The sequence below is a fragment of the Synechococcus sp. CBW1004 genome (genome assembly GCF_015840715.1).
GTDB lineage: Bacteria > Cyanobacteriota > Cyanobacteriia > PCC-6307 > Cyanobiaceae > Cyanobium.
In genome coordinates this window covers 1,509,879-1,531,809 of record NZ_CP060397.1, presented here as the reverse complement: position 1 = coordinate 1,531,809, position 21,931 = coordinate 1,509,879, and the positions used below count along the sequence as shown (strand labels likewise).

At 70.3% G+C, this 21,931-nt stretch carries 20 protein-coding genes and 1 tRNA gene; 14 read left to right on the top strand and 7 right to left on the bottom strand.

Annotated elements, in window-relative coordinates; genetic code table 11:
* Nucleotides 1-203: 203 nt before the first annotated feature.
* From H8F25_RS07420 to H8F25_RS07410, 3 genes are all read left to right on the top strand, one after another.
* Entirely contained in the window at nt 204-1,778 is a 1,575-nt protein-coding gene (locus tag H8F25_RS07420; RefSeq protein WP_197212891.1) for an Hsp70 family protein, read from the top strand.
* A 176-nt stretch (nt 1,779-1,954) separates the two neighbouring features.
* The gene (locus H8F25_RS07415) at nt 1,955-2,785 is read left to right on the top strand and encodes a hypothetical protein (RefSeq protein ID WP_197212890.1); all 831 of its coding nucleotides are present in this window, start codon (nt 1,955-1,957) and stop codon (nt 2,783-2,785) included.
* 74 nt (nt 2,786-2,859) lie between these two features.
* Nucleotides 2,860-3,078, top strand: a complete 219-nt coding sequence (locus tag H8F25_RS07410) for a ferredoxin-thioredoxin reductase variable chain (protein WP_197212889.1) — start codon at nt 2,860-2,862, stop codon at nt 3,076-3,078.
* Between the two features lie 115 nt (nt 3,079-3,193).
* Here the strand turns inward: H8F25_RS07410 and pyrR are convergent, their stop codons facing one another.
* Nucleotides 3,194-3,865 carry a bifunctional pyr operon transcriptional regulator/uracil phosphoribosyltransferase PyrR gene (gene pyrR, locus H8F25_RS07405; RefSeq protein ID WP_197212887.1) on the bottom strand — a complete coding sequence of 224 codons (672 nt, stop codon included), beginning with the start codon at nt 3,863-3,865 and terminating at the stop codon, nt 3,194-3,196.
* A 312-nt stretch (nt 3,866-4,177) separates the two neighbouring features.
* Between pyrR and gpmI the strand changes: the two genes are divergently transcribed.
* The 3 genes from gpmI to msrB all read left to right on the top strand — a co-directional run bounded on the left by gpmI (nt 4,178) and on the right by msrB (nt 6,600).
* Complete coding sequence (gene gpmI / locus H8F25_RS07400; protein WP_197213566.1) at nt 4,178-5,761, top strand: 2,3-bisphosphoglycerate-independent phosphoglycerate mutase; 1,584 nt, start codon at nt 4,178-4,180, stop codon at nt 5,759-5,761.
* A 62-nt stretch (nt 5,762-5,823) separates the two neighbouring features.
* Nucleotides 5,824-6,054: a preprotein translocase subunit SecG gene (gene secG, locus H8F25_RS07395; RefSeq protein WP_197212885.1), complete on the top strand. Its 231-nt coding sequence runs from the start codon at nt 5,824-5,826 to the stop codon at nt 6,052-6,054.
* Between the two features lie 39 nt (nt 6,055-6,093).
* The gene (gene msrB, locus H8F25_RS07390) at nt 6,094-6,600 is read left to right on the top strand and encodes a peptide-methionine (R)-S-oxide reductase MsrB (RefSeq protein WP_197212883.1); all 507 of its coding nucleotides are present in this window, start codon (nt 6,094-6,096) and stop codon (nt 6,598-6,600) included.
* Nucleotides 6,601-6,680: 80 nt separating this feature from the next.
* Here the strand turns inward: msrB and rpiA are convergent, their stop codons facing one another.
* The 3 genes from rpiA to H8F25_RS07375 all read right to left on the bottom strand — a co-directional run bounded on the left by rpiA (nt 6,681) and on the right by H8F25_RS07375 (nt 9,826).
* Complete coding sequence (gene rpiA / locus H8F25_RS07385) at nt 6,681-7,394, bottom strand: ribose-5-phosphate isomerase RpiA (protein WP_197212882.1); 714 nt, start codon at nt 7,392-7,394, stop codon at nt 6,681-6,683.
* 130 nt (nt 7,395-7,524) lie between these two features.
* Nucleotides 7,525-8,889 carry a trypsin-like peptidase domain-containing protein gene (locus H8F25_RS07380; protein ID WP_231597249.1) on the bottom strand — a complete coding sequence of 455 codons (1,365 nt, stop codon included), beginning with the start codon at nt 8,887-8,889 and terminating at the stop codon, nt 7,525-7,527.
* A gap of 76 nt (nt 8,890-8,965) precedes the next feature.
* Nucleotides 8,966-9,826, bottom strand: a complete 861-nt coding sequence (locus tag H8F25_RS07375; RefSeq protein WP_231597248.1) for a metallophosphoesterase — start codon at nt 9,824-9,826, stop codon at nt 8,966-8,968.
* A 311-nt stretch (nt 9,827-10,137) separates the two neighbouring features.
* On the opposite strand from H8F25_RS07375, the gene H8F25_RS07370 reads away from it, so the two are divergent.
* The 6 genes from H8F25_RS07370 to H8F25_RS07345 all read left to right on the top strand — a co-directional run bounded on the left by H8F25_RS07370 (nt 10,138) and on the right by H8F25_RS07345 (nt 17,717).
* Nucleotides 10,138-10,452, top strand: a complete 315-nt coding sequence (locus tag H8F25_RS07370) for a hypothetical protein (protein WP_197212880.1) — start codon at nt 10,138-10,140, stop codon at nt 10,450-10,452.
* A 487-nt stretch (nt 10,453-10,939) separates the two neighbouring features.
* Nucleotides 10,940-11,413, top strand: coding sequence for a ribosome assembly cofactor RimP (locus H8F25_RS07365; RefSeq protein ID WP_197212878.1), 474 nt, complete (start codon nt 10,940-10,942; stop codon nt 11,411-11,413).
* An 89-nt stretch (nt 11,414-11,502) separates the two neighbouring features.
* Nucleotides 11,503-12,942, top strand: a complete 1,440-nt coding sequence (gene nusA / locus H8F25_RS07360; RefSeq protein ID WP_197212876.1) for a transcription termination factor NusA — start codon at nt 11,503-11,505, stop codon at nt 12,940-12,942.
* On the top strand, nt 12,939-13,229 hold the full coding sequence (locus tag H8F25_RS07355; RefSeq protein WP_197212874.1) for a YlxR family protein: 291 nt from the start codon (nt 12,939-12,941) through the stop codon (nt 13,227-13,229). The genes nusA and H8F25_RS07355 overlap by 4 nt, the downstream gene beginning before the upstream one ends.
* Before the next feature lie 112 nt (nt 13,230-13,341).
* Nucleotides 13,342-16,791 carry a translation initiation factor IF-2 gene (infB, locus tag H8F25_RS07350; protein WP_197212873.1) on the top strand — a complete coding sequence of 1,150 codons (3,450 nt, stop codon included), beginning with the start codon at nt 13,342-13,344 and terminating at the stop codon, nt 16,789-16,791.
* Nucleotides 16,792-16,835: 44 nt separating this feature from the next.
* Nucleotides 16,836-17,717: a low-complexity tail membrane protein gene (locus H8F25_RS07345; protein ID WP_197212872.1), complete on the top strand. Its 882-nt coding sequence runs from the start codon at nt 16,836-16,838 to the stop codon at nt 17,715-17,717.
* Nucleotides 17,718-17,724: 7 nt separating this feature from the next.
* On the opposite strand, the gene H8F25_RS07340 is transcribed toward H8F25_RS07345, so the two are convergent.
* On the bottom strand, nt 17,725-18,030 hold the full coding sequence (locus H8F25_RS07340) for a DUF3493 domain-containing protein (RefSeq protein WP_197212870.1): 306 nt from the start codon (nt 18,028-18,030) through the stop codon (nt 17,725-17,727).
* Nucleotides 18,031-18,084: 54 nt separating this feature from the next.
* Between H8F25_RS07340 and H8F25_RS07335 the strand changes: the two genes are divergently transcribed.
* Nucleotides 18,085-18,156 (top strand) — tRNA-Thr (locus H8F25_RS07335).
* Nucleotides 18,157-19,051: 895 nt separating this feature from the next.
* Nucleotides 19,052-19,315 carry an EAL domain-containing protein gene (locus tag H8F25_RS07330; protein ID WP_197212869.1) on the top strand — a complete coding sequence of 88 codons (264 nt, stop codon included), beginning with the start codon at nt 19,052-19,054 and terminating at the stop codon, nt 19,313-19,315.
* A 133-nt stretch (nt 19,316-19,448) separates the two neighbouring features.
* Here H8F25_RS07330 and H8F25_RS07325 read toward each other — a convergent pair whose 3' ends face one another.
* Nucleotides 19,449-20,966: an MFS transporter gene (locus tag H8F25_RS07325; protein WP_197212868.1), complete on the bottom strand. Its 1,518-nt coding sequence runs from the start codon at nt 20,964-20,966 to the stop codon at nt 19,449-19,451.
* Nucleotides 20,963-21,883, bottom strand: a complete 921-nt coding sequence (locus H8F25_RS07320) for a GTP-binding protein (RefSeq protein WP_231597247.1) — start codon at nt 21,881-21,883, stop codon at nt 20,963-20,965. The genes H8F25_RS07325 and H8F25_RS07320 overlap by 4 nt, the downstream gene beginning before the upstream one ends.
* Between the last annotated feature and the right edge of the window lie 48 nt (nt 21,884-21,931).

Below are 21,931 nucleotides of genomic sequence, written 5' to 3'. Positions count from 1 at the left end.
GGGATGGAGACAGCCCGCAGGCTCCGTCGAGATGACACATGGAGCGCCGAATGAGGACGGCGGGTCCGGCAGGACTGCACGACCGCAGCAACCTGGCCTTCACGAACGGATGAATCCGAAAGGCCAGCTTAGGTCAGGGCCGCTCCGCGATGCCCGGCGACCGCTAGAACGGCCCGGCGGCGCGCGGCGATGGGCCTTCCGGCATGAACGGCACCCTGGCCCTCGATCTGGGCAGCAGCACCACGGTGGTGGCCTGGCAGGCTCCGGATCAGGCACCGCGACTCCTGGCACTTCCTCCCTACAGCGCTGACGATCCGGCGTTGGTGCCCAGCGTTCTCTGGTTGCGGGCCCCGGATGATCCCCGTCCCCTGCTCGGTCAGCAGGTGCTGGATGCCGACCTCCTCGAGCACGCGGGGCCAGGCCTCTGCCGCGACTTCAAGCGCCGCATCGGTGCCACCGCGGAGGAGGCCCCCGATCGGGCCGACCGGGCCTGGCTGGCTCCTGAGGCCGCGGCCGCCCTGCTGGTGCAACGTCTCTGGCAGGCCCTGCCCGCCGATGTGCAGCCCGCCAGGCTGGTGCTCACCGCTCCGATCGAGACCTATCGGGGCTACCGGGCCTGGCTGCAGGAGATGAGCCGCAGCCTGCCCGTGCCGGAGGTGGCGCTGGTGGATGAGCCCACGGCGGCCGCGATCGGGGCCGGCCTGCCGGCGGGCAGCCGCGTGCTGGTGGTCGATCTGGGTGGTGGCACGATCGACCTCTCCCTGGTGGCCCTGGAGGGGGGACAAGGGCGTGCGGCGCCCATCGCCCAGCTGCTGCGCTTCGCGGGCCGCGACCTGGAGCCGGACCGTCAGGCCCTGCGCACGGCCCGGGTGATCGGCAAGGCGGGGCTGCCGCTCGGTGGCCGCGACCTCGATCGCTGGATCGCGGCCGCCCTGGCGCCCCAGCAGCCTCCGGATGCGCCCCTGCTGCAGGCCGCGGAGCGGCTCAAGTGCCGCCTGAGCGCCTGCGAGCGGGACGATGAAGAGCTGCTCGAACTGGTCAGTGTCGGGGGCGGATCAGTCCCCCTGGAGCTGCGCCTCGACCGCCGTCGCCTCGAAGCGCTGCTGCACCAGCGGGGGCTGCTGGTGGAGCTCGATGCCCTGCTGGAGGCGGTGGCCGCCGCGGCGCGCCGCGAGGGGGTGGACCTCGCGCGGATCGATGCGGTGCTGCCGGTGGGCGGCAGCAGCCGGATCCCCCTGATTCGCCGCTGGCTGAGCGAGCGCCTGCCGGCGGTGCCCCTGCGCGGGGAGCGCCCCGTGGAGGCGGTGGCCCTCGGGGCGCTCGCCCTGACGCCGGGGGTGCAGCTGCGTGACGTGCTGGCCCGGGGCGTTTCGCTGCGCTGCTGGGACCGGCGCAGCTCTCACCATCACTGGCATTCACTCTTTCTTGCGGGACAGACCTGGCCCACCGAGCGGCCCCTCGAGCTGCTGCTGGCCTGCAGCCGCGACGGGCAGGAGGCACTGGAGCTGGTGCTCGGCGAGCCCCTGCCGGAGGAGCGGGGGGAGGTGGTGTTTCAGGGCGGTCTGCCGGTGCTGCGGCGCCGCCCGGCCGGTTCAGCCGCCGTCCAGCCCTGGACCACTCCGCTGCCGCCCCTTCCCCTGCGATCACCCGGCCGCGCCGGCGAGGACACCCTGCGGCTGCGCTTCCGCATCGATCCCGGCGGCCAGCTGATCCTGGATGGCGAGGACCTTCGCGATGGAGAGCCCATCGGGCCCTTCAATCTTGGTCCCGTTCGTTGAGCGACGCCTGCCCCGGCCGACCTCACGGGCCCGTCCGCGGCCCCTCCCACCGGTGCGCACCTTCGGCGGGGTGAACCATCCCCGCACAGCCTGGGCACCAAACCGGCCGCCCCCTGTCGCGTCACCCCCTCTGTGCCTGTAAAAGAGGGGGGATCGCTTCGCTGACGTCCCCGCCCGTGGCCCTGCGCCGGCACCGATTGCCCCGCTTCTGGCTGGCCTTCACCCTTGGCCCGGTGCTGCTGCTGGTGGGCCTGGTGTACTGGTGGGAACGACAGCTGCCGGCCCGGATCCAGCAGGCGGTGGAAGCCGGCCGGCTCGAGGACTGCCTGCGCTACGGCGATCAGTTGTCCGCCCTCAGCTGGCTGCCGGGTGGGGTGCCCCAGGAGCAGGGCCGCTGCCGCCGCCAGCGGGCCCAGCAGCTCTGGCAGGGCGACAGCTGGGAAGAGGCGCTGAAGCTGCAGCGCCAGCTGGTCCAGTCCCCCGCCGGTGAACCTGCGGATCGCCAGCGCCTCAACGAGTGGCAGGAGACGTTGCGGGATCAGGCGATCTCCCGGTTCCGTGCCGGTGATCTCGAAGGGGCCCTGCGGCGTCTCGAGCCGATTGCCGTCTCACCCGCCTCCGGCGGCCGCGGCGGTCTCGCCGATGAGCTGCGCCAGATCTGGGAGCGCAATCGGCTGCAGCTGCAGCGCGCCGAGCGGCTCAGCCGTCAGGCCCGCTGGTGGGAGGCCCTCGATGCCCTCAACCGCATCGATCATCCCTGGTGGCGCCAGCGGAGCGCCGCCGTGCGCGACCGTGTGCAGAAGGGGGTCGCCAGTCTGGAGGCCAGGCACAAGGAGCACGACGTGCATGGTGCTCTGCCCCATTCCGTGGATATGGCACGCCTTGATGGCCTGGTGCAGCGCCGCATCGCCGCCGGGATGGAGGAGTGGAAGGCCTTCGAGGAGTCGTGCCGCGAGCTGGGTGGCAGGGTGGTGGAGGCCGGTCCGGACAGCGCCTGCCAGCGCTGAGGACGCCGCTCGACCCTTCCCGCCGATCGATCGGGGCGCGTGACAGGATTGCCCGCCAGGCGAGATCGATGTCCATGCAACCAGGCGATCAGGTGACGGTGAGCGAGAGCGTGGTGGTGTACCACCATCCCCAGCACCGTGGTGAGGCCTTTGATCTCAAGGGGCAACAGGGCGAGGTGCTCCAGGTGCTGCATGACTGGAAAGGGCGCACCATTAGCCCGACCCTGCCGGTGGTGGTGGCCTTCGGAAAGTTCCGGGCTCACTTCCGTCCCGACGAGCTGCAGGCCGTCTGAGGCGATCGGGACCGAGAGCGGGCGCTCGCTCTCAACGAGCTCGGCAGGCGAATCCCCCGCGCGGTTCGGGGAACCACGCAGGCGCCATGCGAACGGGCGTCGATGGCCTGGGGCATCAGGCTGACGCCCTGCCATGGATGGCGCTCGAATCGCTTCCGCCCGGACGCAGCAGAAACACCCCCTCCTCCCCGTCGATCGCCTGCAGGCAGACCTGGATGCTCTCCTGTCGGGTCGTCGGCACCACACGGCCACAGAAATCGGGCTGGATCGGCAGTTCCCGGTGGCCCCGATCCACCATGGCCACCAGATGCACCCGGCGCGGCCGTCCCCAGGCCTGCAGGGCTTCCAGGGCGGCACGCACCGTGCGTCCGGTGAAGATCACGTCATCGACCAGCACCACCTCGGCGTCGTCGATCCCGACGGGCAGCTGGGTGGGTTCCACCATGCGTGTGCCCACCCGCGCCAGGTCATCGCGATGGAAGGTCGGATCCAGGCTGCCGCAGGCGATCGGATGGCGGCAGAGGCGCTCGAGCCGTTCCGCCAGTACCCGCGCCAGGGCCACGCCGCGGGTGGGGATGCCCAGGAGCACGAGCGTCGAGCTGGCCGGGACCTTTTCCAGCACCTGGGAGGCCAGGCGATCGATCGTGCGTCGCAGATCCTCTGCCCCCAGCAGTTCCAGGCGTGGCCTTGGCCAGCCTTGCGCCCCCGGAGCACCGGTGTCGTCGTCCGCTGATGGGCCGGCCCCGGCCGGGAGCTGCGGAATGGTGTCACCGCCGTGGCCGGCCATGGAGCATCGGCAGGTGCATCGATGCTACGGAGAGGCGGCTGGATGCGGTGTGTCCTCGAAAGCTGACCCCACTGCGTCCAGCTCGGGGGGATATGTGCCGGGACGCTGTAAGTTGACCAGATCAGGTCGTCGCCGCGTAGATGGCACGGCCGAAGTTCGGCATGGAGCCGGCAGTGAAGCCAGCATGTATTCCGGGATGATCGTGTGACTGCCACTTCCTCCTCCCAGAAGGCCGCCTCCGGCCCGATTGCCTCCCGGGAACGCAGCGAGAGCCTTCCCCCCAGTCCCGCAAGTCTTGCCGATTCGGGTTCGATCGCCCCGGTCGTTCTTGTTATCCTCGATGGCTGGGGTTATTCCCCTGAGGTCACCCACAACGCCATTCGTACGGCTGAGACGCCGGTGATGGATGCCCTCTGGGAGGCCTATCCCCACACCCTGATCCAGGCCAGCGGTGGTGCCGTCGGCCTTCCCGACGATCAGATGGGCAACTCGGAGGTGGGCCACCTGACCATCGGTTCGGGACGGATCATCCGCCAGGAGCTGGTGCGCATCGGTCAGGCCGTGCGCGACGGCAGTCTGGCCGCGAATCCTTCGCTCAACGAGCTGGCGGATGTGCTGATCGCCGGCGGTGGCACTCTGCATCTGGTGGGCCTCTGCTCCGATGGCGGCGTCCACAGTCATCTCGACCACCTCGGTGGCCTGCTTCGCTGGGCCCAGGCCCGGGGTCTGGGCGATGTCGCCGTTCATGCGATCGCCGATGGCCGCGACACTCCCCCGAATGCGGCGCCGGTCTATCTCGAGCAGCTGAAGCAGCAGATCCAGGAGGCCGGGGTGGGCCGCATCGCCACCCTCTGCGGCCGCTACTGGGCCATGGACCGGGACAACCGCTGGGATCGCACCGAGAAGGCCTATCGGCTGTTGAGCGAAGACGGCCCCCTCGCCGATCTCACCCCAGAAGAGGTGCTGCAGCAGTCGTACGAGGAGGGGATCAACGATGAATTCCTCGAGCCTGTGCGCCTGGCCCCCGGCCATCTCAAGCCTGGCGACGGGCTGATCTGTTTCAACTTCCGCCCCGACCGGGTGCGGCAGCTGATCCGCGCGATCGTGGTTGACGACTTCCAGGGTTTTCCACGGGAGCGCATCGATCCCCTTCAGGTCGTCACCTTCACCCAGTACGAGCAGGGCCTGCCGGTGCAGGTGGCCTTCCCTCCCGAGTCGCTTGACGGGCTGCTGGGGCAGGTGGTCTCCCAGCACGGTCTGCGGCAGTTCCGCACCGCTGAGACCGAGAAATACCCGCATGTCACCTATTTCATGAACGGTGGCATCGAGCAGGCCTTCCCCGGTGAGGACCGCCACCTCGTGCCGTCGCCACGGGTGGCCACCTACGACCAGGCCCCCGAGATGTCGGCCGGCAAGCTCACCGACAGCTGCATCGCTGCGATCCGGAAGGGCATTTATTCGCTGGTGGTGATCAACTACGCCAATCCCGACATGGTCGGCCACACTGGCCGCATGCAGGCCACCACCGAGGCGATCGCCATGGTGGATCGCTGCGTCGGTCGCCTGGTGGAGGCCACCAACCGGATGGGCGGCACGCTGCTGATCACCGCCGACCATGGCAACGCGGAGGTGATGGAGGCCCCTGATGGGCGCCCCTGGACGGCCCACACCACCAATCCGGTGCCGGTGATCCTGGTGGAGGGCGAGAAGCGCAAGCTCCCCGGGCACGGTGCCCACGCCAGCCTGCGTGAGGGAGGTGGGCTGGCTGACATCGCCCCCACCCTTCTGGAGATCCTTGGCCTCCCCAAGCCGGAGCGGATGAGTGGCCTGTCCCTGGTGATGCCCGTCAGCCAGGAAGCCGGCAGCGGCTGCATCCCCCAGGTGGCCGGCACCTGAGTGCCGCCTGCCCCACTTGCCTGACGGCTCCCCGCTAGCCTCACGCAATCAGGGCCCTGCGGATGCTCAAGACGATCCTCTCTTCGATCTGGATGCTCAGCGGTGTGCTGCTGATCATCAGTGTGTTGCTCCACAGCCCCAAGGGAGATGGCATGGGTGGCCTGGCCGCCAGCGGTGGTTCGATGTTCACCAGCGCCCGCAGCGCCGAGGCCACGCTCAACCGCATCAGCTGGACGCTGCTGGCCCTGTTCCTCGGCCTGGCCGTGGTGCTCAGCGCGGGCTGGGTGGGCTGAGTCCGCCGGTTCCGCTCCCTACCCCGAAGGTCCCCGCTGATGGCGTTGCCGCGTCGCCGCCTGTTCACCCAGTTGCTCAGCGCCCTCCCGGCTCCTCTGGTCGCTCTGGCTCCATGGCTGCGCGCCGATCAGGCCGTTGCCGCCTCCCCGGCCGGCGAGGCTGCCTGGAATCTCTCCGATGCCGAGTGGAAACGCCGGCTCAGTCCTGCCGCCTACGCCGTGCTGCGCCGTGAGGGCACCGAACGGCCGTTCTCCAGCCCGCTGGACAAGGAGAAGCGCTCCGGGATCTTCGCCTGCGCCGGCTGCCGGCTGCCGCTGTTCGATTCCAAGGCCAAGTACGACAGCGGCACCGGCTGGCCCAGCTTCTGGCAGCCCCTGCCGAACGCGGTGGCCACCAAGCTGGATTTCAAGCTGATCGTGCCGCGCACCGAATACCACTGCCGCCGCTGCGGCGGCCATCAGGGGCACGTGTTCAACGACGGCCCCCGGCCCACCGGCAAGCGCTACTGCAACAACGGCGTTGCGCTGGTGTTTCTGCCGCGCTGATCAGCGGCGGCCGTGGGCTGGACGCCTGCGCGAGGAGGTCTCCTCCAGGGGGATCGACCGGTTCCTCGCGCCTGCGCCGCTCAGCGGCGCACCAGGTCCCGCACGCGGGCCTGGCCGTCGATGATCTCGCCCACCAGCACCTGGTCGGTGAGATGGACGAACAGGCCGTTCTCCAGCACGCCCGGCAGGTTGTTGATCGCCTTCTCGAGGCCCTCCGGATCGGCGATGCCGCCGGCGAACTTCACATCCAGCACGAGGTTGCCCTGGTCGGTCACCACCGGGCCGGCCTTCTTCACGGCCATGCGCAGGGCGGCCTCGCCACCCATCTCCTTCAGCTGGCCCTGCACCTGACGCCAGGCCCCCGGAAGCACCTCCACCGGCAGAAGGAAACCGAGGTTGAGCGTGTCCACCAGCTTGCTGGCGTCCACCACCACCACGAAGCGCTTCGCCCGCGCCGCCACCAGCTTCTCCTGCACATGGCAGGCGCCACCGCCCTTGATCAGCTGGAAGGCGGGATCCACCTCGTCGGCTCCGTCGATCGCCAGGTCGATGCGATCGACGGCGTTGAGGCTCTGCAGGGGGATGCCCAGTTCAGCGGCCAGCACCTCTCCCTGGAAGGAGGTGGTGACGCCGGTGATGTCGCGCAGCTCGCCGCTCCTGAGCTTGGCGCCAAGCGCCTGGATCATCAGGGCGGCGGTGGAGCCCGAACCCAGGCCGACGATCATGCCGCTCTCGATCTGCTCGGTGGCGGCGGCCGCCACGGCCTGCTTCATCTGATCCTGCAGATCCGACATCCGCGTCTGTCCTGGGAAGGGGAGTGACCGTAGCTCAGCCGACAGCGACCTCCCATGGCTCGCGTGCACCGCAGCGGTTCGCCGGAGGCGCCGCTCCTCGCCCCGGCTCAGCCGGCCCTGCCGACGCCGATCAGCCTGGGTGGGGCAGGGCCGCCGGCTTGATCGACAGCTGCAGTTCCTTGCGCCCGCGCAGCACCGTGAGCGGCAGGGGCTGGCCCACCTGCGAGCGTTCCACCTGCTGCAGCAGGGCCGCGGGGGTGCGCACCCGCTCCTCGGCCACCTGAATCACCAGATCGCCCCGGCGGAGCCCGGCGCTCTCGGCCGGGCTGTCCGGCAGCACCCGCTGCACCAGCGCGCCGTCCTGCTCGGGCAGCTGCACCAGGGCGTCGGGGTCGTGGTTGTTCTCGCGTGCCACCCGGGCGGTGAGCGGCACCAGCTGCAGGCCCAGATAGGGATGCACGACGGTGCCGCCATCGGCCAGCTGATCGGCGACCCGGCGGGCCAGGTTGATCGGAATGGCGAAGCCGAGTCCGGCGCCGGGGCCGGAGCGCACCAGCGTGTTGATGCCGATCACCTCGCCGCCGGCGTTGATCAGTGGCCCTCCGGAGTTGCCGGGGTTGATCGCCGCGTCGGTCTGGATCAGGTCGAGACGCTTGTCGGCGAAACCCAGGCTGTTGATGTCGCGGTGCAGGCTGCTGACGATGCCCAGGGTCACGGTGCGCTCGAGGCCATAGGGACTGCCCAGGGCGATCGCCCAGTCGCCGACCTCCAGGGCCTCGGAATCTCCCAGCGGCGCCGCCTTGAGGGCGGAGCGGTCGGTGAGGCGCACCAGGGCCAGGTCGGTGACCGGATCGGCCCCCATGACGCTGCCGTCGAGCTGGCGGCCGTCGGCGAGCGTCACCGCCACCTTGTCCACCTGATCGACGACGTGGGCGTTGGTGAGCACCAGGCCGCGGCGGGCGTCGAACACCACGCCGGAGCCCTGGCCGCGCTCCCTGAGGCCCTGGCCGGGATCGCCGAACAGCTCGCGCAGAAGCGGATCGAGGATGGACGGATCGAAGGGATCCCGGCCCACGGTGCGCTCGGTGTCGATGCGCACGACCGCCGGCGCCACCCGGCGCACAGCCTGGGCCACGAAGCTGTGGGGCACCGCCCCGGGGACGGCTGTGGCCAGGGGCAGAACCGCCTCCAGGCCGGAGGCGCTGGGCGTCGGGGTGACTGCTGCGAGCCCGCCGGCGGTGACCTGGGAATCCGCGGCCGGTGCGCCGCTGGCCGTGAGGCCGCTCCGCTCGAGGGTGGCTTCAGCCGCCGCAGAGGCCGCGCTGCCCTCGCCTGGCCTGCCCGTGGCATCGGCGCTGGATGGCGCCGGGGCGTCGCGCGGCGGATCCACCGAAGCGGCGGCGGCCACGGCTGGACCCATCAACGGCATCAGCAGCAGGCTGAGTGCCACGAGGGCCGGAGCCAGCCAGCGATGCAGCGCCGCGGCCAGGGCCACTGGGATGCGGGCGGCCGGGACCTGTTTCAGCAGGCGAGGACGTCGGGGGTTCAGGGCGCCAACCAGCTCACGGCCCTCACGCTAGGGAGAAGCCGGTGGCAGCCGTCCCGTGGGCGGTTGGCGCGCTCCAGCGCAGCAGCTGGTGGCGCAGCTCGCCGTCCGTGCCCAGCTCCAGCAGGCGCCCCCCCGGATCCTGCTCACGGCCCAGTGGACAGGGCAGAACGGCGGCGAAGGGCGCCAGCGTCGAAGGGCAGCCCAGCAGCGGAATCGCCCGGTGGCCATCCGCCCCCGGCCGCGAGCCGCTCCAGTGCTGGTGGATGTGGCCGAACACCAGGCCGCGCCAGCGTCCGCAGCGACGCAGCAGCGACAGCAGCGCCTCGCCATCCGCCAGAGCGATGGCGTCCAGCCCGGGATCGCCGATCGCTAGGGGTGGATGGTGCACGGCCACCAGCAGGGGCTGCTCCGAGCGGGGCAGCTGGGCTGCGATCCAGGCCAGCTGGTGCGGCCCGAGGCGGCCCCCGACCTGCCCTGGCACATGGCTGTCCAGCAGCAGCACTTGCCAGGAGCCCCAGTTCAGCAGCGCCGGCGCGACAACGGCCTGGCGGCCCAGGGCAGCACGCAGCGCCAGGGCGTGGTCGTGGTTGCCGGCCAGCAGCAGGGGCGGCTCCAGCGCCGCGAAGGGGGACTGCGCCAGCGCCTCGGCCAGGCGTCGGTAGCCGCCCCAGCTCTCGTCCTGGCAGAGATCGCCGCTGATCAGCAGCCGACTGGGCATCTGGTCTGCGGCCTGCAGCTGGTCGTGGGCCATGCGCAGGGCGTGGCGCAGCAGTGCCAGGGGGGGGCGGCCGCGGCAGAGCCCGTTGGGATCGCCAAGCAGGTGCGGGTCGCTGAGCTGCAGCAGGCGCATGGCGATCGGGAAGCCTGTTGCGTCGGCCCCCATCGTCTCGTCAATGGTTCCACCTGGCCAGCGCTGATGGCTTGCTGCAGATCTCCGGCCGCGCCTTCAGTCGACGATCGGTCCGGCAACCGGGGTGGCGGGCACCAACGACCATCGCCATGGCAGTCGGCTCCTCGGGGCCACGCGGCGTCGACTCAGGGGCAACCGACGCTCCCGGTCGTTGCAGGTGCCTGGGTGGGACGGGAGCAGGATCTGCGGGGGCGGCTCCTGTGACCGGCGTTTTGCGTTCCTGCCCGAAGGGGCATCCGGGCCGACAGCTCCGCCTAAGTTGCCCCCAGTACCCGCGAGCGGCCATGGCTTCCATTCCCCCCGGCACGCGTCAGCGCTGCAGCCTCTGCAAGGTGGAGATCCAGGGAATGGTGGGCGGCGCCGATCTGGTGCACTTCAGCATGGGGGCCCCGGGGACCCGCGCCAAGCTGTGGGCCCGGGTGTGCCAGTACCTGCGCACCCCCGAACAGACCGGCCAGTGCCTCAACCAGGACGCTGCCCTGCGCGGAGAGGTGCGCAGCACCGATTACTACGCCGAAGCGCCGCAGGTGGATGTGGCTGCGGGCCTCGGTGGGGCCGGCCTTGGTGGGGCTGCAGGCGGCGGCGAAGCCCAGGGCTGAGGCTGCAGGGCACTGCCCTGCGGTGCGCGTCCTCGATCGGCCGGTGCGGTTGACCGCTGAACCCCATCCCGGCGCCCGAGACCGTCACGGAGTCCAGCGGGCCTGCGCCACTGTCCCTTTGGCCGACTGGGGTTGAGACTCCCCCCTGACCGGCTCCCCGCGACGGAACACCCTCTGGTGCGCCCAGGCCTCCGACGGGCCGGTGGCGCCCAGTTTCTGAGCGGTCTTGGCTGGCCCGCTGCGGTGCGCTGTGAACCGGTGGGTGAACGGCGGAGGCGGTCTCCTCTCAACCTTGGACCCGTGGAGGCCCGGGCTGTAGGGTGACCTCAGTGCCCCGCGGGCACCAGCCCTTCTCGAAGGTTCCGGCGATCACACCCTGATCGTCCCGGCCCGATCCCCGTTCAGGCGGGTGATCCCTTCAGGCAGGAGCAGTTCCACAACTGCAGGACCGGCGGGATGCTTCCCCGTCCATCCCGGCCCTGTCGCCGTGTCTCTCCCCGCTCCCGAAGCGATCGAATCGCTGGCCCGTCAGGTGGCCGAGCCCTCCGGTCTGGAGGTGCTCGGCGTGCACCTGCTCTCGCATCGCCTGCCGCTCACCGTGCAGGTGTTCGTGCAGCGAGGCGACGGCAGCGATGTCAGCCTCGATCAGTGCGCCGCCCTCAGCGGACCTCTGGGCGAGGCCCTCGAGGCCGCCGCGCTGCTCTCCGGCGCTTATGTGCTCGAGATCAGCAGCCCAGGAATCGCGGAGCAGCTGAGCAGCGATCGCGACTTCACCAGCTTCCGTGGTTTCCCTGTGGAGGTGGTGTGGCGACCTGCCGAAGGCCCCGAACAGCGCCGCGAGGGGCTGCTGCTGGGGCGCGACGAGCAGATGGTGCTGCTCAACGTGCGCGGCCGAACCGTGCGCATCCCCCGGCCGGAGGTGCAGCAGGTGCGCCTCGTGACCCCGGCTGGTGAAGCCTGAGCGCCGGTTCCCCGCCGCCTGTCTGACCCTGCCACCGGCCTGTAGGGCCGTTCCTTTCCCCTCTCCGTTCTCTTCATTCACGCCCGCCCATGGCCCTGGTTCTGCTCCCCGGTCTGAACAACCTGATCGAGGACATCAGCGAAGAAAAGAAACTGCCTCCCGCCGTGGTGGAGGCGGCCCTGCGTGAGGCGCTGCTGAAGGGTTACGAGCGCTATCGCCGCACCCTCTATCTGGGTATCAGCGAGGATCCGTTCGAGGAGGACTACTTCAGCAACTTCGATGTTGCCCTCGACCTCGAGGAGGAGGGCTACCGGGTGCTCGCCTCCAAGATCATCGTCGAGGAGGTGGAGAGCGAGGACCACCAGATCGCGATCGAGGAGGTGCGGCAGGTGGCCGAGGACGCCCAGATCGGCGACACCGTGGTGCTCGATGTCACCCCGGAGAAAGATGATTTCGGCCGCATGGCCGCCGCCACCACCAAGCAGGTGCTGGCTCAGAAGCTGCGCGATCAGCAGCGCCGCATGATCCAGGAGGAGTTCGCAGACCTGGAGGATCCGGTGCTCACGGCACGGGTCATCCGCTTCGAGCGCCAGAGCGTGATCATGGGCGTCAGCTCCGGCCTGGGCCGGCCTGAGGTGGAGGCGGAGCTGCCCCGCCGCGACCAGCTGCCCAACGACAACTACCGCGCCAACGCCACCTTCAAGGTGTTCCTCAAAGAGGTGAGCGAGGTGGCCCGCCGCGGTCCGCAGCTGTTCGTCTCCCGCTCGAACGCCGGTCTGGTGGTGTATCTGTTCGAGAACGAGGTGCCCGAGATCCAGGAGGGTTCGGTGCGCATCGTCGCTGTCGCCCGCGAGGCCAATCCCCCCTCCCGCGCCGTCGGCCCCCGCACCAAGGTGGCGGTCGATTCGGTCGAGCGCGAGGTGGATCCGGTGGGCGCCTGCATCGGCGCTCGCGGCTCCCGCATCCAGCAGGTGGTCAACGAACTGCGTGGCGAGAAGATCGATGTGATTCGCTGGTCCGCCGATCCGGGGCAGTACATCGCCAACTCCCTCAGCCCGGCGCGGGTGGAGATGGTGCGGCTGGTGGATCCTGAAGGACACCACGCCCACGTGCTGGTGCCGCCCGATCAGCTCAGCCTGGCGATCGGCCGTGAGGGGCAGAACGTCCGCCTGGCGGCCCGCCTCACCGGCTGGAAGATCGACATCAAGAACTCCCAGGAGTACGACCAGGAGTCCGAGGATCGTGTGGTCGCCGGCCTGATCGCTCAGCGCCAGGAGGAGGAGGCCCTGCAGGCCGAGGCCGAGGCGCGCCTGGCTGCCGAGCAGGCCGCCCGTGCCGAGGAGGACGCCCGCCTTCGCGAGCTCTATCCGCTGCCCGAGGACGAGGAGGAGTACCTGGAGGAGGCTGACGGGCCGCTGACCGAGGATGCGGAAGAGCCCTCCGCAGAGGCTGCTGACGGGGCCGCCGAAGGCGAGGAGGTCGTCGTGGAGGAGACCCAGGCCGAGAGCGGGGAGGCGGCCGAGGGGTGAGCCGCACCGTCGCAGCACGGCCGGTTCTGCGTCGCTGCGTCGCCTGCCGGGTCCTGCGGGATCGCAGTGAGCTCTGGCGGGTCATCCGCCTGGCGCAGGGGGGCCTGGCCCTGGATCGGGGCATGGGCCGCTCCGCCTATCTCTGCCCCAGCCGGGACTGTCTGGAGGAAGCGCGCCGCCGCAAGCGGCTGCAGAAGGGTCTGCGCTGTCCCGTCCCCGAGGCCGTCCTGGACGGCCTCGCTGCCCGCCTGGCGGAGGCGGGGGGCGCAAGCGTTGAGGCAAGATGAATGTTGGTCGCCGTGTGCGTGCGGCCCGGTGGCAGTCGCTGCCCCGAACGGTGGTCTCCTTCGGGATCCCCGGTCGGATGCGAGTCGCGGCCCCGTTCCATTGGAGACCTGAATGACCAGCAGCGGCAAAGTCAGAATTTATGAGCTGTCCCGGGACCTGGGACTGGACAACAAGGACGTGCTCGATGCCGCTGAGAAGCTGTCGATCGCGGTCCGGAGCCACAGCAGCTCGATCAGCGACGACGAAGCCGCCCGGATCCGGGCGGTGCTGGTCCGCTCCGCCGCGGCTCCTGCCGCTCCCGCCCAGCCCGCCAAGGCGATTCTGTCGGTGAAGAAGGCCACCACCGAGGCCGAGGCCCCGGCGCTGGCCTCTCCCGCCCGCCCTGCCGCCCCAGCCCCCCGTCCGGTGGCGGGGCCGGCCAAGCCCGCTGCTCCCGCTCCCGCCAGGCCTGTCGCTGCCACGCCCGCCAAGCCGGCGGCCGCTCCGGCTCAGCCCCGCCCAGCCGCCGCACCCAGGCCTGTGAGCCCAGCGGCCGCAGCCCCGGCCCGGCCCGCTGCCCCGGTGGCGCGGGCCGCCAGCGCACCTTCCAAGCCCGTGGTGATCGCCACCGGTGGGCCGGCGCCGCGCCCGTCCGCTCCCGCGGCCAAGCCCGCGGCCTCGGCTCCCGCCCGTCCGGCTCCCACCTCGGCCAAGCCCGCCGCCCCCGCGCCCAGCAAGCCGACGGCAGCCCCGTCCAAGCCGGCTGCCGCCGGGTCGGTGCCCGCCTCCCGCCCGACGCCACCGGTGGCCAAACCCGTGGCCCCACCCCCTCGTCCGTCCGCCCCTCCAGCCAGGGCTCAGGGTGGCACCTCCGGTGCCGCTCCCACCCGTCCGGGTGGCCCCACGATCACCCGCCTGCCTCAGGCGCCGCAGCGCGGTGGCCCTTCCCGGCCCGCGCAGCCGGCTCGCCCGGCGGCCGGCGCCCCCGCCGGTCGCCCTCAGCTGGTGGGGCGTCCCCAGCCCGCGGCCCCGGCCGCCGGTGGCGCCAACCGTCCGGCGGTGCCGACGCCGCGCCCGCAGCGCCCCGGTGCCCCGGCTCCCGTGCGTCCCGGTGCCGGTCGCCCCACCCCGCCCTTCGGCCGTGGTCCCGCCAGTGGCGGCCGCCCGGCGGCCACGCCCCTGGAGCTGGTCGGCAAGCCGATCCGCCGCGACACCGCCGGCCCGGGCACCCCGTCCGCCGGACGCCCTGCTGCGCCGGGACGCCCGGGCATGCCGTCGGGCATGCGCAAGCCGATGGCCCCCGGCGAGCTGATGCAGCTGCAGAAGCCGCCCGGCCGCCCCACCGCGCCGCCGCCCCGCCGTCCCGGTGAGGAGGGAGAAACCCCCACCCGCGAGACCGAAGCGGTCGTTCGGCCCACGGCCACGGCTCCGCGTCGCCCAGGCTTCCGGGCGCCACAGCCCCCGACCGGCCCGGCCCGTGCCCGCCGCCCCGACTGGGACGACAGCGCCAAGCTCGAGGCCCTGCGCAGCCGCACGCCGCAGAAACAGCGCCAGAAGGTGCACATCATCGGCGAGAACGATGACGCGCTCACGGCCGAGACCAGCGGCTACGCCGGCGAGCACGATGCGGTCGTGCTCCAGGCCAGCCTGGCTCGGCCCGCCAAGCCCCGCGCCTCCCAGCCCAGTGGCACCAAGCCCACCGTCGCGGTGCGCAAGCGCAAGAAGGAGACCACCCGCCAGCGCCAGCGTCGCCGGGCCATGGAGCTGCGGGCGGCCCGCGAGCTCAAGGCCCAGCGGCCCGAGATGCTGATCGTGCCGGAGGGCAACCTCACGGTGCAGGAGCTGGCTGACCGTCTCGGTGTCGAGAGTTCCGAGATCATCAAATCCCTCTTCTTCAAGGGGATCAGCGCCACCGTCACCCAGACGCTTGATCTGCCGACCATCGAGACCGTCGCTGACGAATTCGGTGTGCCGGTCCTCGAGGACGACGTCCAGTCCGCTGCGGCCAAGACCGTGGAGATGATCGAGGAGAGCGATCTCGCGCACCTGATCCGACGTCCGCCCGTGGTCACGGTGATGGGCCATGTCGACCACGGCAAGACGAGCCTGCTCGACGCGATCCGCAAGACACGGGTGGCGGCCGGCGAGGCCGGTGGCATCACGCAGCACATCGGTGCTTATCAGGTCGAGGTGCCCCACGGCGGCGGTCAGGCGAAGATCACGTTCCTCGACACCCCGGGCCACGAGGCGTTCACCGCCATGCGGGCCCGTGGCACCAAGGTCACCGACGTGGCCGTTCTGGTGGTCGCCGCCGATGACGGCGTCCGTCCCCAGACCCTGGAGGCGATCAGCCACGCCCGCGCCGCTGAGGTGCCGATCGTGGTGGCGATCAACAAGATCGACAAGGAGGGTGCCCAGCCCGACCGGGTCAAGCAGGAGCTCTCCGGCCTTGAGCTTGTGCCAGAGGACTGGGGTGGCAACACCGTGATGGTGCCGGTGAGTGCCATCAAGGGCGAGAACATCGACCAGCTGCTGGAGATGATCCTGCTGGTGAGCGATGTGGAGGATCTCAAGGCCAACCCGCAGCGGATGGCCAAGGGAACCGTGATCGAGGCCCACCTCGACAAGGCCAAGGGTCCGGTGGCCACGCTGCTGATTCAGAACGGCACCCTGCGCGCCGGCGATGTCCTGGCGGCCGGCCCGATCCTGGGCAAGGTGCGGGCGATGGTCGACGACACCGGCAAGCGCGTCAAGGAGGCAGGGCCTGCTGCGGCCGTCGAGGCGCTGGGCTTCAGCGAGGTGCCCACCGCCGGTGACGAGTTCGAGGTCTATCCCGACGAGAAGTCGGCGCGTGCCGTGGTGGGCGACCGGGCCAGCGAGGCCCGCGCCACCCGCCTGGCGCAGCAGATGGCCTCCCGCCGTGTGTCGCTGGCGTCGATGTCCGGCCAGGTGAGCGAGGGCGAGCTCAAGGAGCTCAACCTCATCCTCAAGGCCGACGTGCAGGGCAGCGTCGAGGCGATCCTCGGTTCACTGGAGCAGCTGCCCCAGGAGGAGGTGCAGGTGCGGGTGCTGCTCTCGGCTCCGGGAGAGATCACCGAGACCGACGTCGATCTGGCGGCGGCCTCCGGCGCTGTGATCATCGGCTTCAACACCTCGATGGCACCGGGAGCCCGTCGTGCCGCCGATGCCACCGGCGTGGATGTGCGCGACTACGACGTCATCTACAAGCTCCTTGAGGACATCCAGAACGCCATGGAGGGCCTGCTCGAGCCTGAACTGGTCGAGGAATCCCTGGGCGAAGCCGAGGTGCGTGCCGTGTTCACGATCGGCAAGAACGCTGTTGCGGGCTGTTATGTCACCAATGGCAAGCTGCAGCGCAACTGCCGCGTCCGCGTGCATCGCGGCAAGGAGCTCGTCTACGAAGGCGATCTCGATTCGCTGCGTCGCAACAAGGATGACGTCAAGGAGGTGGCCACCGGCTTCGAGTGCGGGGTCGGCACCGATCGGTTCAATTCCTGGAAGGAGGGCGACCGGATCGAGGCCTACAAGCTCGTCACCCAGCGGCGCACCCTCAGCATCTGACGCCCGCTGCTTCGCCCACCTCTGCCAGGTCCCCCAGCCCCGCCATGCCACCCCGCAGCGAACCACTGCTCTGGGTCCAGCTGATCGGGGCGGGGGTTTTCCCACTCGAGGGGTTGCTGCTGCTGCTTCTGCTGGCCGGCAGTGATCCAGGCCCGGTTCCCGGGTTGGAGCGGCTTCTCTGCTGGGCCCTGGGGGCTCTGGCACCGACGGTGCTGCTCTGGCATCGGCCTGCCGATGTCTGGTCGCTGCTGTTTCTTCAGACCCCGCTGCGGGCGCGCAGACCCCTGCAGCAGCGCCTGAGCCGACTGCAGGACAACCTGGCTCCGCGTCTGGGACTGGCCCTCGCGGGGGTGACCAGCCTGCCGCTGTTGTGGTGGCTGGACGAGCACGCTGCTGTCGCCTCCTCGCTGTCGCCGCTTCAGGACAGTCCTCGGCTGGTGGTACTGCTCCTCGCGGCTGGTCTGCTGGCGTTGATGCTGTGGCAGTGGCAGCAGCTGCTCCAAGCGTTGTGGCTGCTGAGCCGCCGCTCCGACACGGTGGCCGCGGCCCGACCGATGCCGCAGGCGGAACTGGAGGAGCAGCGGCTCTGCCTGGGCCTGCCCCTGCTGCTGCTCGATCCATTGCCGATCGCCACCGGGACGCCAGCCACATCCGGCGGTCGACCCGGGCCGGCTCCGCAGGCTTCTCCAGCTGCCGTCGCTTCCTCCGTCTCCGCTCCTCCCGTGGCCGCCACTGCCCCTGTGCAGGCCGACGTTCCAGAGAGGTCGCAGGCGGCTGAAGCAGAAGTCTCCACGGATGCTCAGTCGCTCGCTGCCGAGGACCCTGAAGTAGCGGAGGCCCACCCCACAGGTGAGACCCAACCCAGCAGTGAGACCGAGCCGCCTGCCGATGCCGCTCAGGCCTCCGGAGAACCAAGAGGCGCCTGAGCGCCCGTCAGGAGGCGGGGTCGCGGTTGCGATCGAACCAGAGCAGACCCCCGAACAGCGACAGGGCAGTCAGCTGGATCATCAGGTCGCTGGCGGCCACCGAATCCCCTGACGAGAGCCGCATGGTCATGGTGGCCAGCCCAAGGCCGGCAGAGGCGGTGAGAGCAAGCCAGAGAGCCCGTCGCAGGCCGCGCCAGGGGGTACGGGCCTCCTGAAGCAGACGTTGACGCAGGGCCGGGTCCAGACGGTCCTGGGCACCGTTGGAACGCCCCGGTGAGGGGGCCGTCGAGCGATCCGGAGCGGAGGGCGGCATCGGCAGGGGCGACGGCCCAGGCGCACGGTGCCTGGATGCTACGTTCGCTGCCATGCCGGTGTAGCTCAGCGGTAGAGCAACTGATTCGTAATCAGTAGGTCGTCGGTTCAAGTCCGACCATCGGCTTTTTCAGCACCTCTTTCTGGCAGTCGCGTTGGCAGAACCCCTCCGCATGCCGGGGGCGCTCCAGAGCGTGGGGACAGGCCTGCTCCTTCCACCGCTTCAGCCCGTCAGTTTCACGCTGACCGCTCGTCCAGGGAGACATCGTTCAGCAGACAGGGGTGCTCTGGCAGCGGCCCGGCTGCACGAGCCGCCGGCCGCCTCGTCAGCAGGCCCCCTCGGCCCGCCCCGCCCCGCTCCAGGTTGAGGGATGTGGTGACCGGATGTCGCTGCAGGGCAAGGATCCTCCTCATCCCGCCAGACCAACTCAGCACTCGGTGGTCGCGCACTTCAGAGCCAGCGAAGGCTGCGGCTGGGCCCCGTCGGCTGCGCTGACGCCCCTGTGGGCATTGGGTGCTGTTTGAGGCTGGTGATGGAGATGCGCCGAAGATGCAGGGCACATCGTTGTGGTGATGACTCCTTGGGCCTGTCCCAATCGCAACGGCCAACGATGGCATCACAGTGAGGAATTCTCCCATGAACATCACACGGCCATCGAACCCATGCGAGACGTTTTCTATGGCCCGGGATCGATCCCGGGCGGCGCGGCGCCATCTCCTCTGTGATTCGCACTGACTCGCGGGTTTCCTCATCGCTGTTGCCATGCTCTGGGTGGGCAACGCCACCACCGCGATGCAGCACGTGCATGGTTCTCCCCGGTGCCCTCCCCTGCCGGAGCTGCCGAGGGACTGCCCACCAGCCAGCGCTCCAGGCTTTGATGCGCCCAGAGTCGTGATCGGTGGTGGTCAGGCAGTAGTCAAAGTCTGCTAATTTGCCGTATTCCTTCATGGGGGCAGGGTAATGCTGATCATTCCTGCGCCCTCCGGCTCCTCGACGACGTATGGGGCACCGTAGCTTGCAGATGAGGATCACCGCTCCAGGTCATCTCCAGGTCCTGGCTCTCGTTGTGCTCTGTCTGGCCGCTGCCTGGGCCACGCTGCACAGTCCAACCATCTTTTTCGATTCCACCCTCGTGATCGCCCGCAAGCTGGGCCTGCAGACCATGGCGGAAGGGGTTGAGACACAGGCCCAGTACCAGGCCCTCAAGGAACTGGGCTGCAACAGCTTTCAGGGCTATCTGTTTGGTCAACCCATGCCGGCCGATGCCCTGGCCGCGCTGCTCTGACCTGGGCAACGTCGAGGTCGGCGATCCGCTCCGCGGGTGTGTCGCGGTCTCCGAGGGCTGAGGCACCCACCGCTGTGATCAGGTCCGAGCGCAGCCCGCCCGGGTCAGGTGAAGCCCTCAGGACGGTCCATCCTCAGGACTGCGGGCTGCCCTGCTGCCGGCCGATCACCAGCAGCAGCAGGCTGATCGCCCCCAGCAGCGCCACCAACACCGCCACCACCAGCATGGTGCCCGCTAGGCCGCTGGCATAGGAGGCGGTGAGCACGTCGATCACCTGGGATGGCGCAGCGTTGGCGTGGCTGAGCACGCCGCTGCTGAGGGAGGCGCGCACCTTGGCCTCCATCTCCGGCAGCTGCTCCGGACTGGCGCCGAGCTTGAGCAGCCGGTCCCGCAGGCTGGCGAAGCCGAAGCCGTTCACCATGGCGCCGCTGGCGGCAAAGCCGAGGGCGAACCCGAGCTGCCCGGTGGTGGTGCGGAAGGCGGTGACCGCCCCGAAGTAGCGGGCCGGTGCCTCCTGCACGAACAACGCCGACTGGGGCACCGAGACAAAGGCCAGCCCCGTGCCCGCCAGCACCAGGCCGGGAATGAAGGTGATATAGAGACTGCTGGGGCGAATGCCTGCCAGCAGCACCAGGCCCAGCACCAGGGCGCCGATGCCGCCCGCCATCAGCTGGATCGTGCGGCGCCCCGGTGCCATCAGCCGGCCGGCCAGCACGCCACCGCCGGCGAAGCAGATCAGCAGCGGCAGCTGGGCCAGGGCCACCTGACTGGTGCTGTAGCGCTGCACGAGTTGCCAGAAGTTGCTGGTCTGCAGCTGCACCACCGCCTGGGCGAAGTTCCAGGCGATGCCACTCACGATGGCGGCCGCAAACAGGCCGCGGCCGTAGAGCGACACCGGGAAGATCGGCTCCTGACGGCGGCGCTCGATCAGCAGATGCACTCCGAACAGGAGCACCCCGCCGAAGGTGGGCATCCAGAACTGGGGCGCCGTGAAGCCGCTCACGGCATGGCTGACGCCGGTGAGAAACAGCACCATCGCCAGGGCGATGCTGATCAGGCCCGGCCAGTCGGCCCGCAGGTCACCGTTGGCTGGCATCTCCGGCAGAAGCGCCGGGATCAGGGGCAGGCACAGCAGGGCGATCAGGGGCACCAGGCCCAGGGCCAGCCGCCAGCTGCTGTCCGCCAGCACGCCACCCAGCAGCGAGCCGCCGATGAAGCCCACGATGATCAGCAGGTTCCACACCCCCAGGGCCTTGCCCAGCTGCTCGGGCCGGCTGACGAAGCGCACCGAGGCGAACGTGAGGGCCAGAACAGCGCCCACGCCGATGCCCACCAGGGCGCGGCCCAGGAGAAACATTCCGGCATTGGGGGCCGACAGGGCGATGCCATCGCCGGCGATCGAGAGAAGGAGAGACCCCATCAGCACCTGACGGCGGCCGAGGCGATCGCCCAGAAAACCCATCAGCAGCACGGTGGCGGCCTGGGCCAGGGTCGAGATGCTGGCGGCGAGGGCCAGGGTGGCGCCCTGCATGTGCAGCGTCTGAGCGGCCTTCACCAGAGCCGTGTTGGCCACGGTCGGGTCGATCAGTTGCAGGCTGGCCAGCACCCCCAGAAAGGGCACCGCCAGGGCATGGGTGGTTTTCTCGCTCATGCGGGGATCAGAGAGGGGGCAGGCGAAGCGGCAGGGCAGGTGGTGGGCCAGCTGGGAGCCGGGGCGGTGGCGCGGCTGATGGCCACCAGGTGCCCCCGGCGTTCCAGGGTGCTGCGCCAGGGACGGCTGGGCGCGGCGGCCAGGCTCACCCGCTCGCCGACGCGGTCGAACGACACAGGGCCCTCGGGGGCATCGGCAAGCCAGAGCTCGCCCTTGGCGCGCAGCACCTCGGGCCCCAGCTGGGCTGCCCAGGCCAGCACCTGCTGACGTCCGAGCGGTTCGCCCTGCAGCCACCGATCACTGCGCACCAGCTGCCGTTCGCTGTGAAACGGCGGGGTTGACTCGCGCTGTCGCGCCTCAAGCTGCTGCCTCAGCCACTGCTGACGCCGCTCCGCTTCAGCCGCGCCGAGCCGATCCGCCTTGCTGAACTGCAGCACATCCACCCCCTCGAACTGCTGCTGCACCAGCTCACCCACCCAGGGGTCGTGCCAGAGGGCTTCGATGCGTTCCAGGTCGATCACCAGCAGCACCCTGGACAGGCTGAGGCCCTGCAGCAGCAGTTGGCTGGCCACCCGCTGGGGCACGGCCATGCCGCTGGTTTCGATCAGCACATGGGCCGGGGGCACCTCGCGCCGGGCCAGCTCCAGCAGAGCCGCCCCCAGGCCATCGCGCAGGGTGCAGCAGACGCAGCCGCCGCCCAGCTCGAGCAGGCGGCCGTTGTCCTGGCGCAGGCGTTCGGCGTCGATGTTGATGCTGCCGAGGTCGTTGACCAGCAGGGCCCAGCCTTGGCATGTCCCGGCCTGCAGCCAGCCGTTGATCAGCGTGGTCTTGCCCGAGCCCAGATAGCCACCGACGACGGTGGCCGGCACGCCGCGCAGGGAAGCCAGCGGCGACTCCGTTCCAAGGCTGTTGCTCATGTCCGCACACCCTCCAGGGAGCCATGAATGCACGCGCCGTCCTTGAGC

Excerpts from the sequence above, each read along its gene's own strand:
- H8F25_RS07420 (WP_197212891.1), top strand. The coding sequence starts at position 204 with ATGAACGGCACCCTGGCCCTCGATCTGGGCAGCAGCACCACGGTGGTG.
- H8F25_RS07410 (WP_197212889.1), top strand. The coding sequence starts at position 2,860 with ATGCAACCAGGCGATCAGGTGACGGTGAGCGAGAGCGTGGTGGTGTAC.
- pyrR (WP_197212887.1), bottom strand. The coding sequence starts at position 3,865 with ATGGCCGGCCACGGCGGTGACACCATTCCGCAGCTCCCGGCCGGGGCC.
- secG (WP_197212885.1), top strand. The coding sequence starts at position 5,824 with ATGCTCAAGACGATCCTCTCTTCGATCTGGATGCTCAGCGGTGTGCTG.
- msrB (WP_197212883.1), top strand. The coding sequence starts at position 6,094 with ATGGCGTTGCCGCGTCGCCGCCTGTTCACCCAGTTGCTCAGCGCCCTC.
- rpiA (WP_197212882.1), bottom strand. The coding sequence starts at position 7,394 with ATGTCGGATCTGCAGGATCAGATGAAGCAGGCCGTGGCGGCCGCCGCC.
- H8F25_RS07375 (WP_231597248.1), bottom strand. The coding sequence starts at position 9,826 with ATGGGGGCCGACGCAACAGGCTTCCCGATCGCCATGCGCCTGCTGCAG.
- H8F25_RS07370 (WP_197212880.1), top strand. The coding sequence starts at position 10,138 with ATGGCTTCCATTCCCCCCGGCACGCGTCAGCGCTGCAGCCTCTGCAAG.
- nusA (WP_197212876.1), top strand. The coding sequence starts at position 11,503 with ATGGCCCTGGTTCTGCTCCCCGGTCTGAACAACCTGATCGAGGACATC.
- infB (WP_197212873.1), top strand. The coding sequence starts at position 13,342 with ATGACCAGCAGCGGCAAAGTCAGAATTTATGAGCTGTCCCGGGACCTG.
- H8F25_RS07345 (WP_197212872.1), top strand. The coding sequence starts at position 16,836 with ATGCCACCCCGCAGCGAACCACTGCTCTGGGTCCAGCTGATCGGGGCG.
- H8F25_RS07340 (WP_197212870.1), bottom strand. The coding sequence starts at position 18,030 with ATGCCGCCCTCCGCTCCGGATCGCTCGACGGCCCCCTCACCGGGGCGT.
- H8F25_RS07330 (WP_197212869.1), top strand. The coding sequence starts at position 19,052 with ATGAGGATCACCGCTCCAGGTCATCTCCAGGTCCTGGCTCTCGTTGTG.
- H8F25_RS07325 (WP_197212868.1), bottom strand. The coding sequence starts at position 20,966 with ATGAGCGAGAAAACCACCCATGCCCTGGCGGTGCCCTTTCTGGGGGTG.
- H8F25_RS07320 (WP_231597247.1), bottom strand. The coding sequence starts at position 21,883 with ATGAGCAACAGCCTTGGAACGGAGTCGCCGCTGGCTTCCCTGCGCGGC.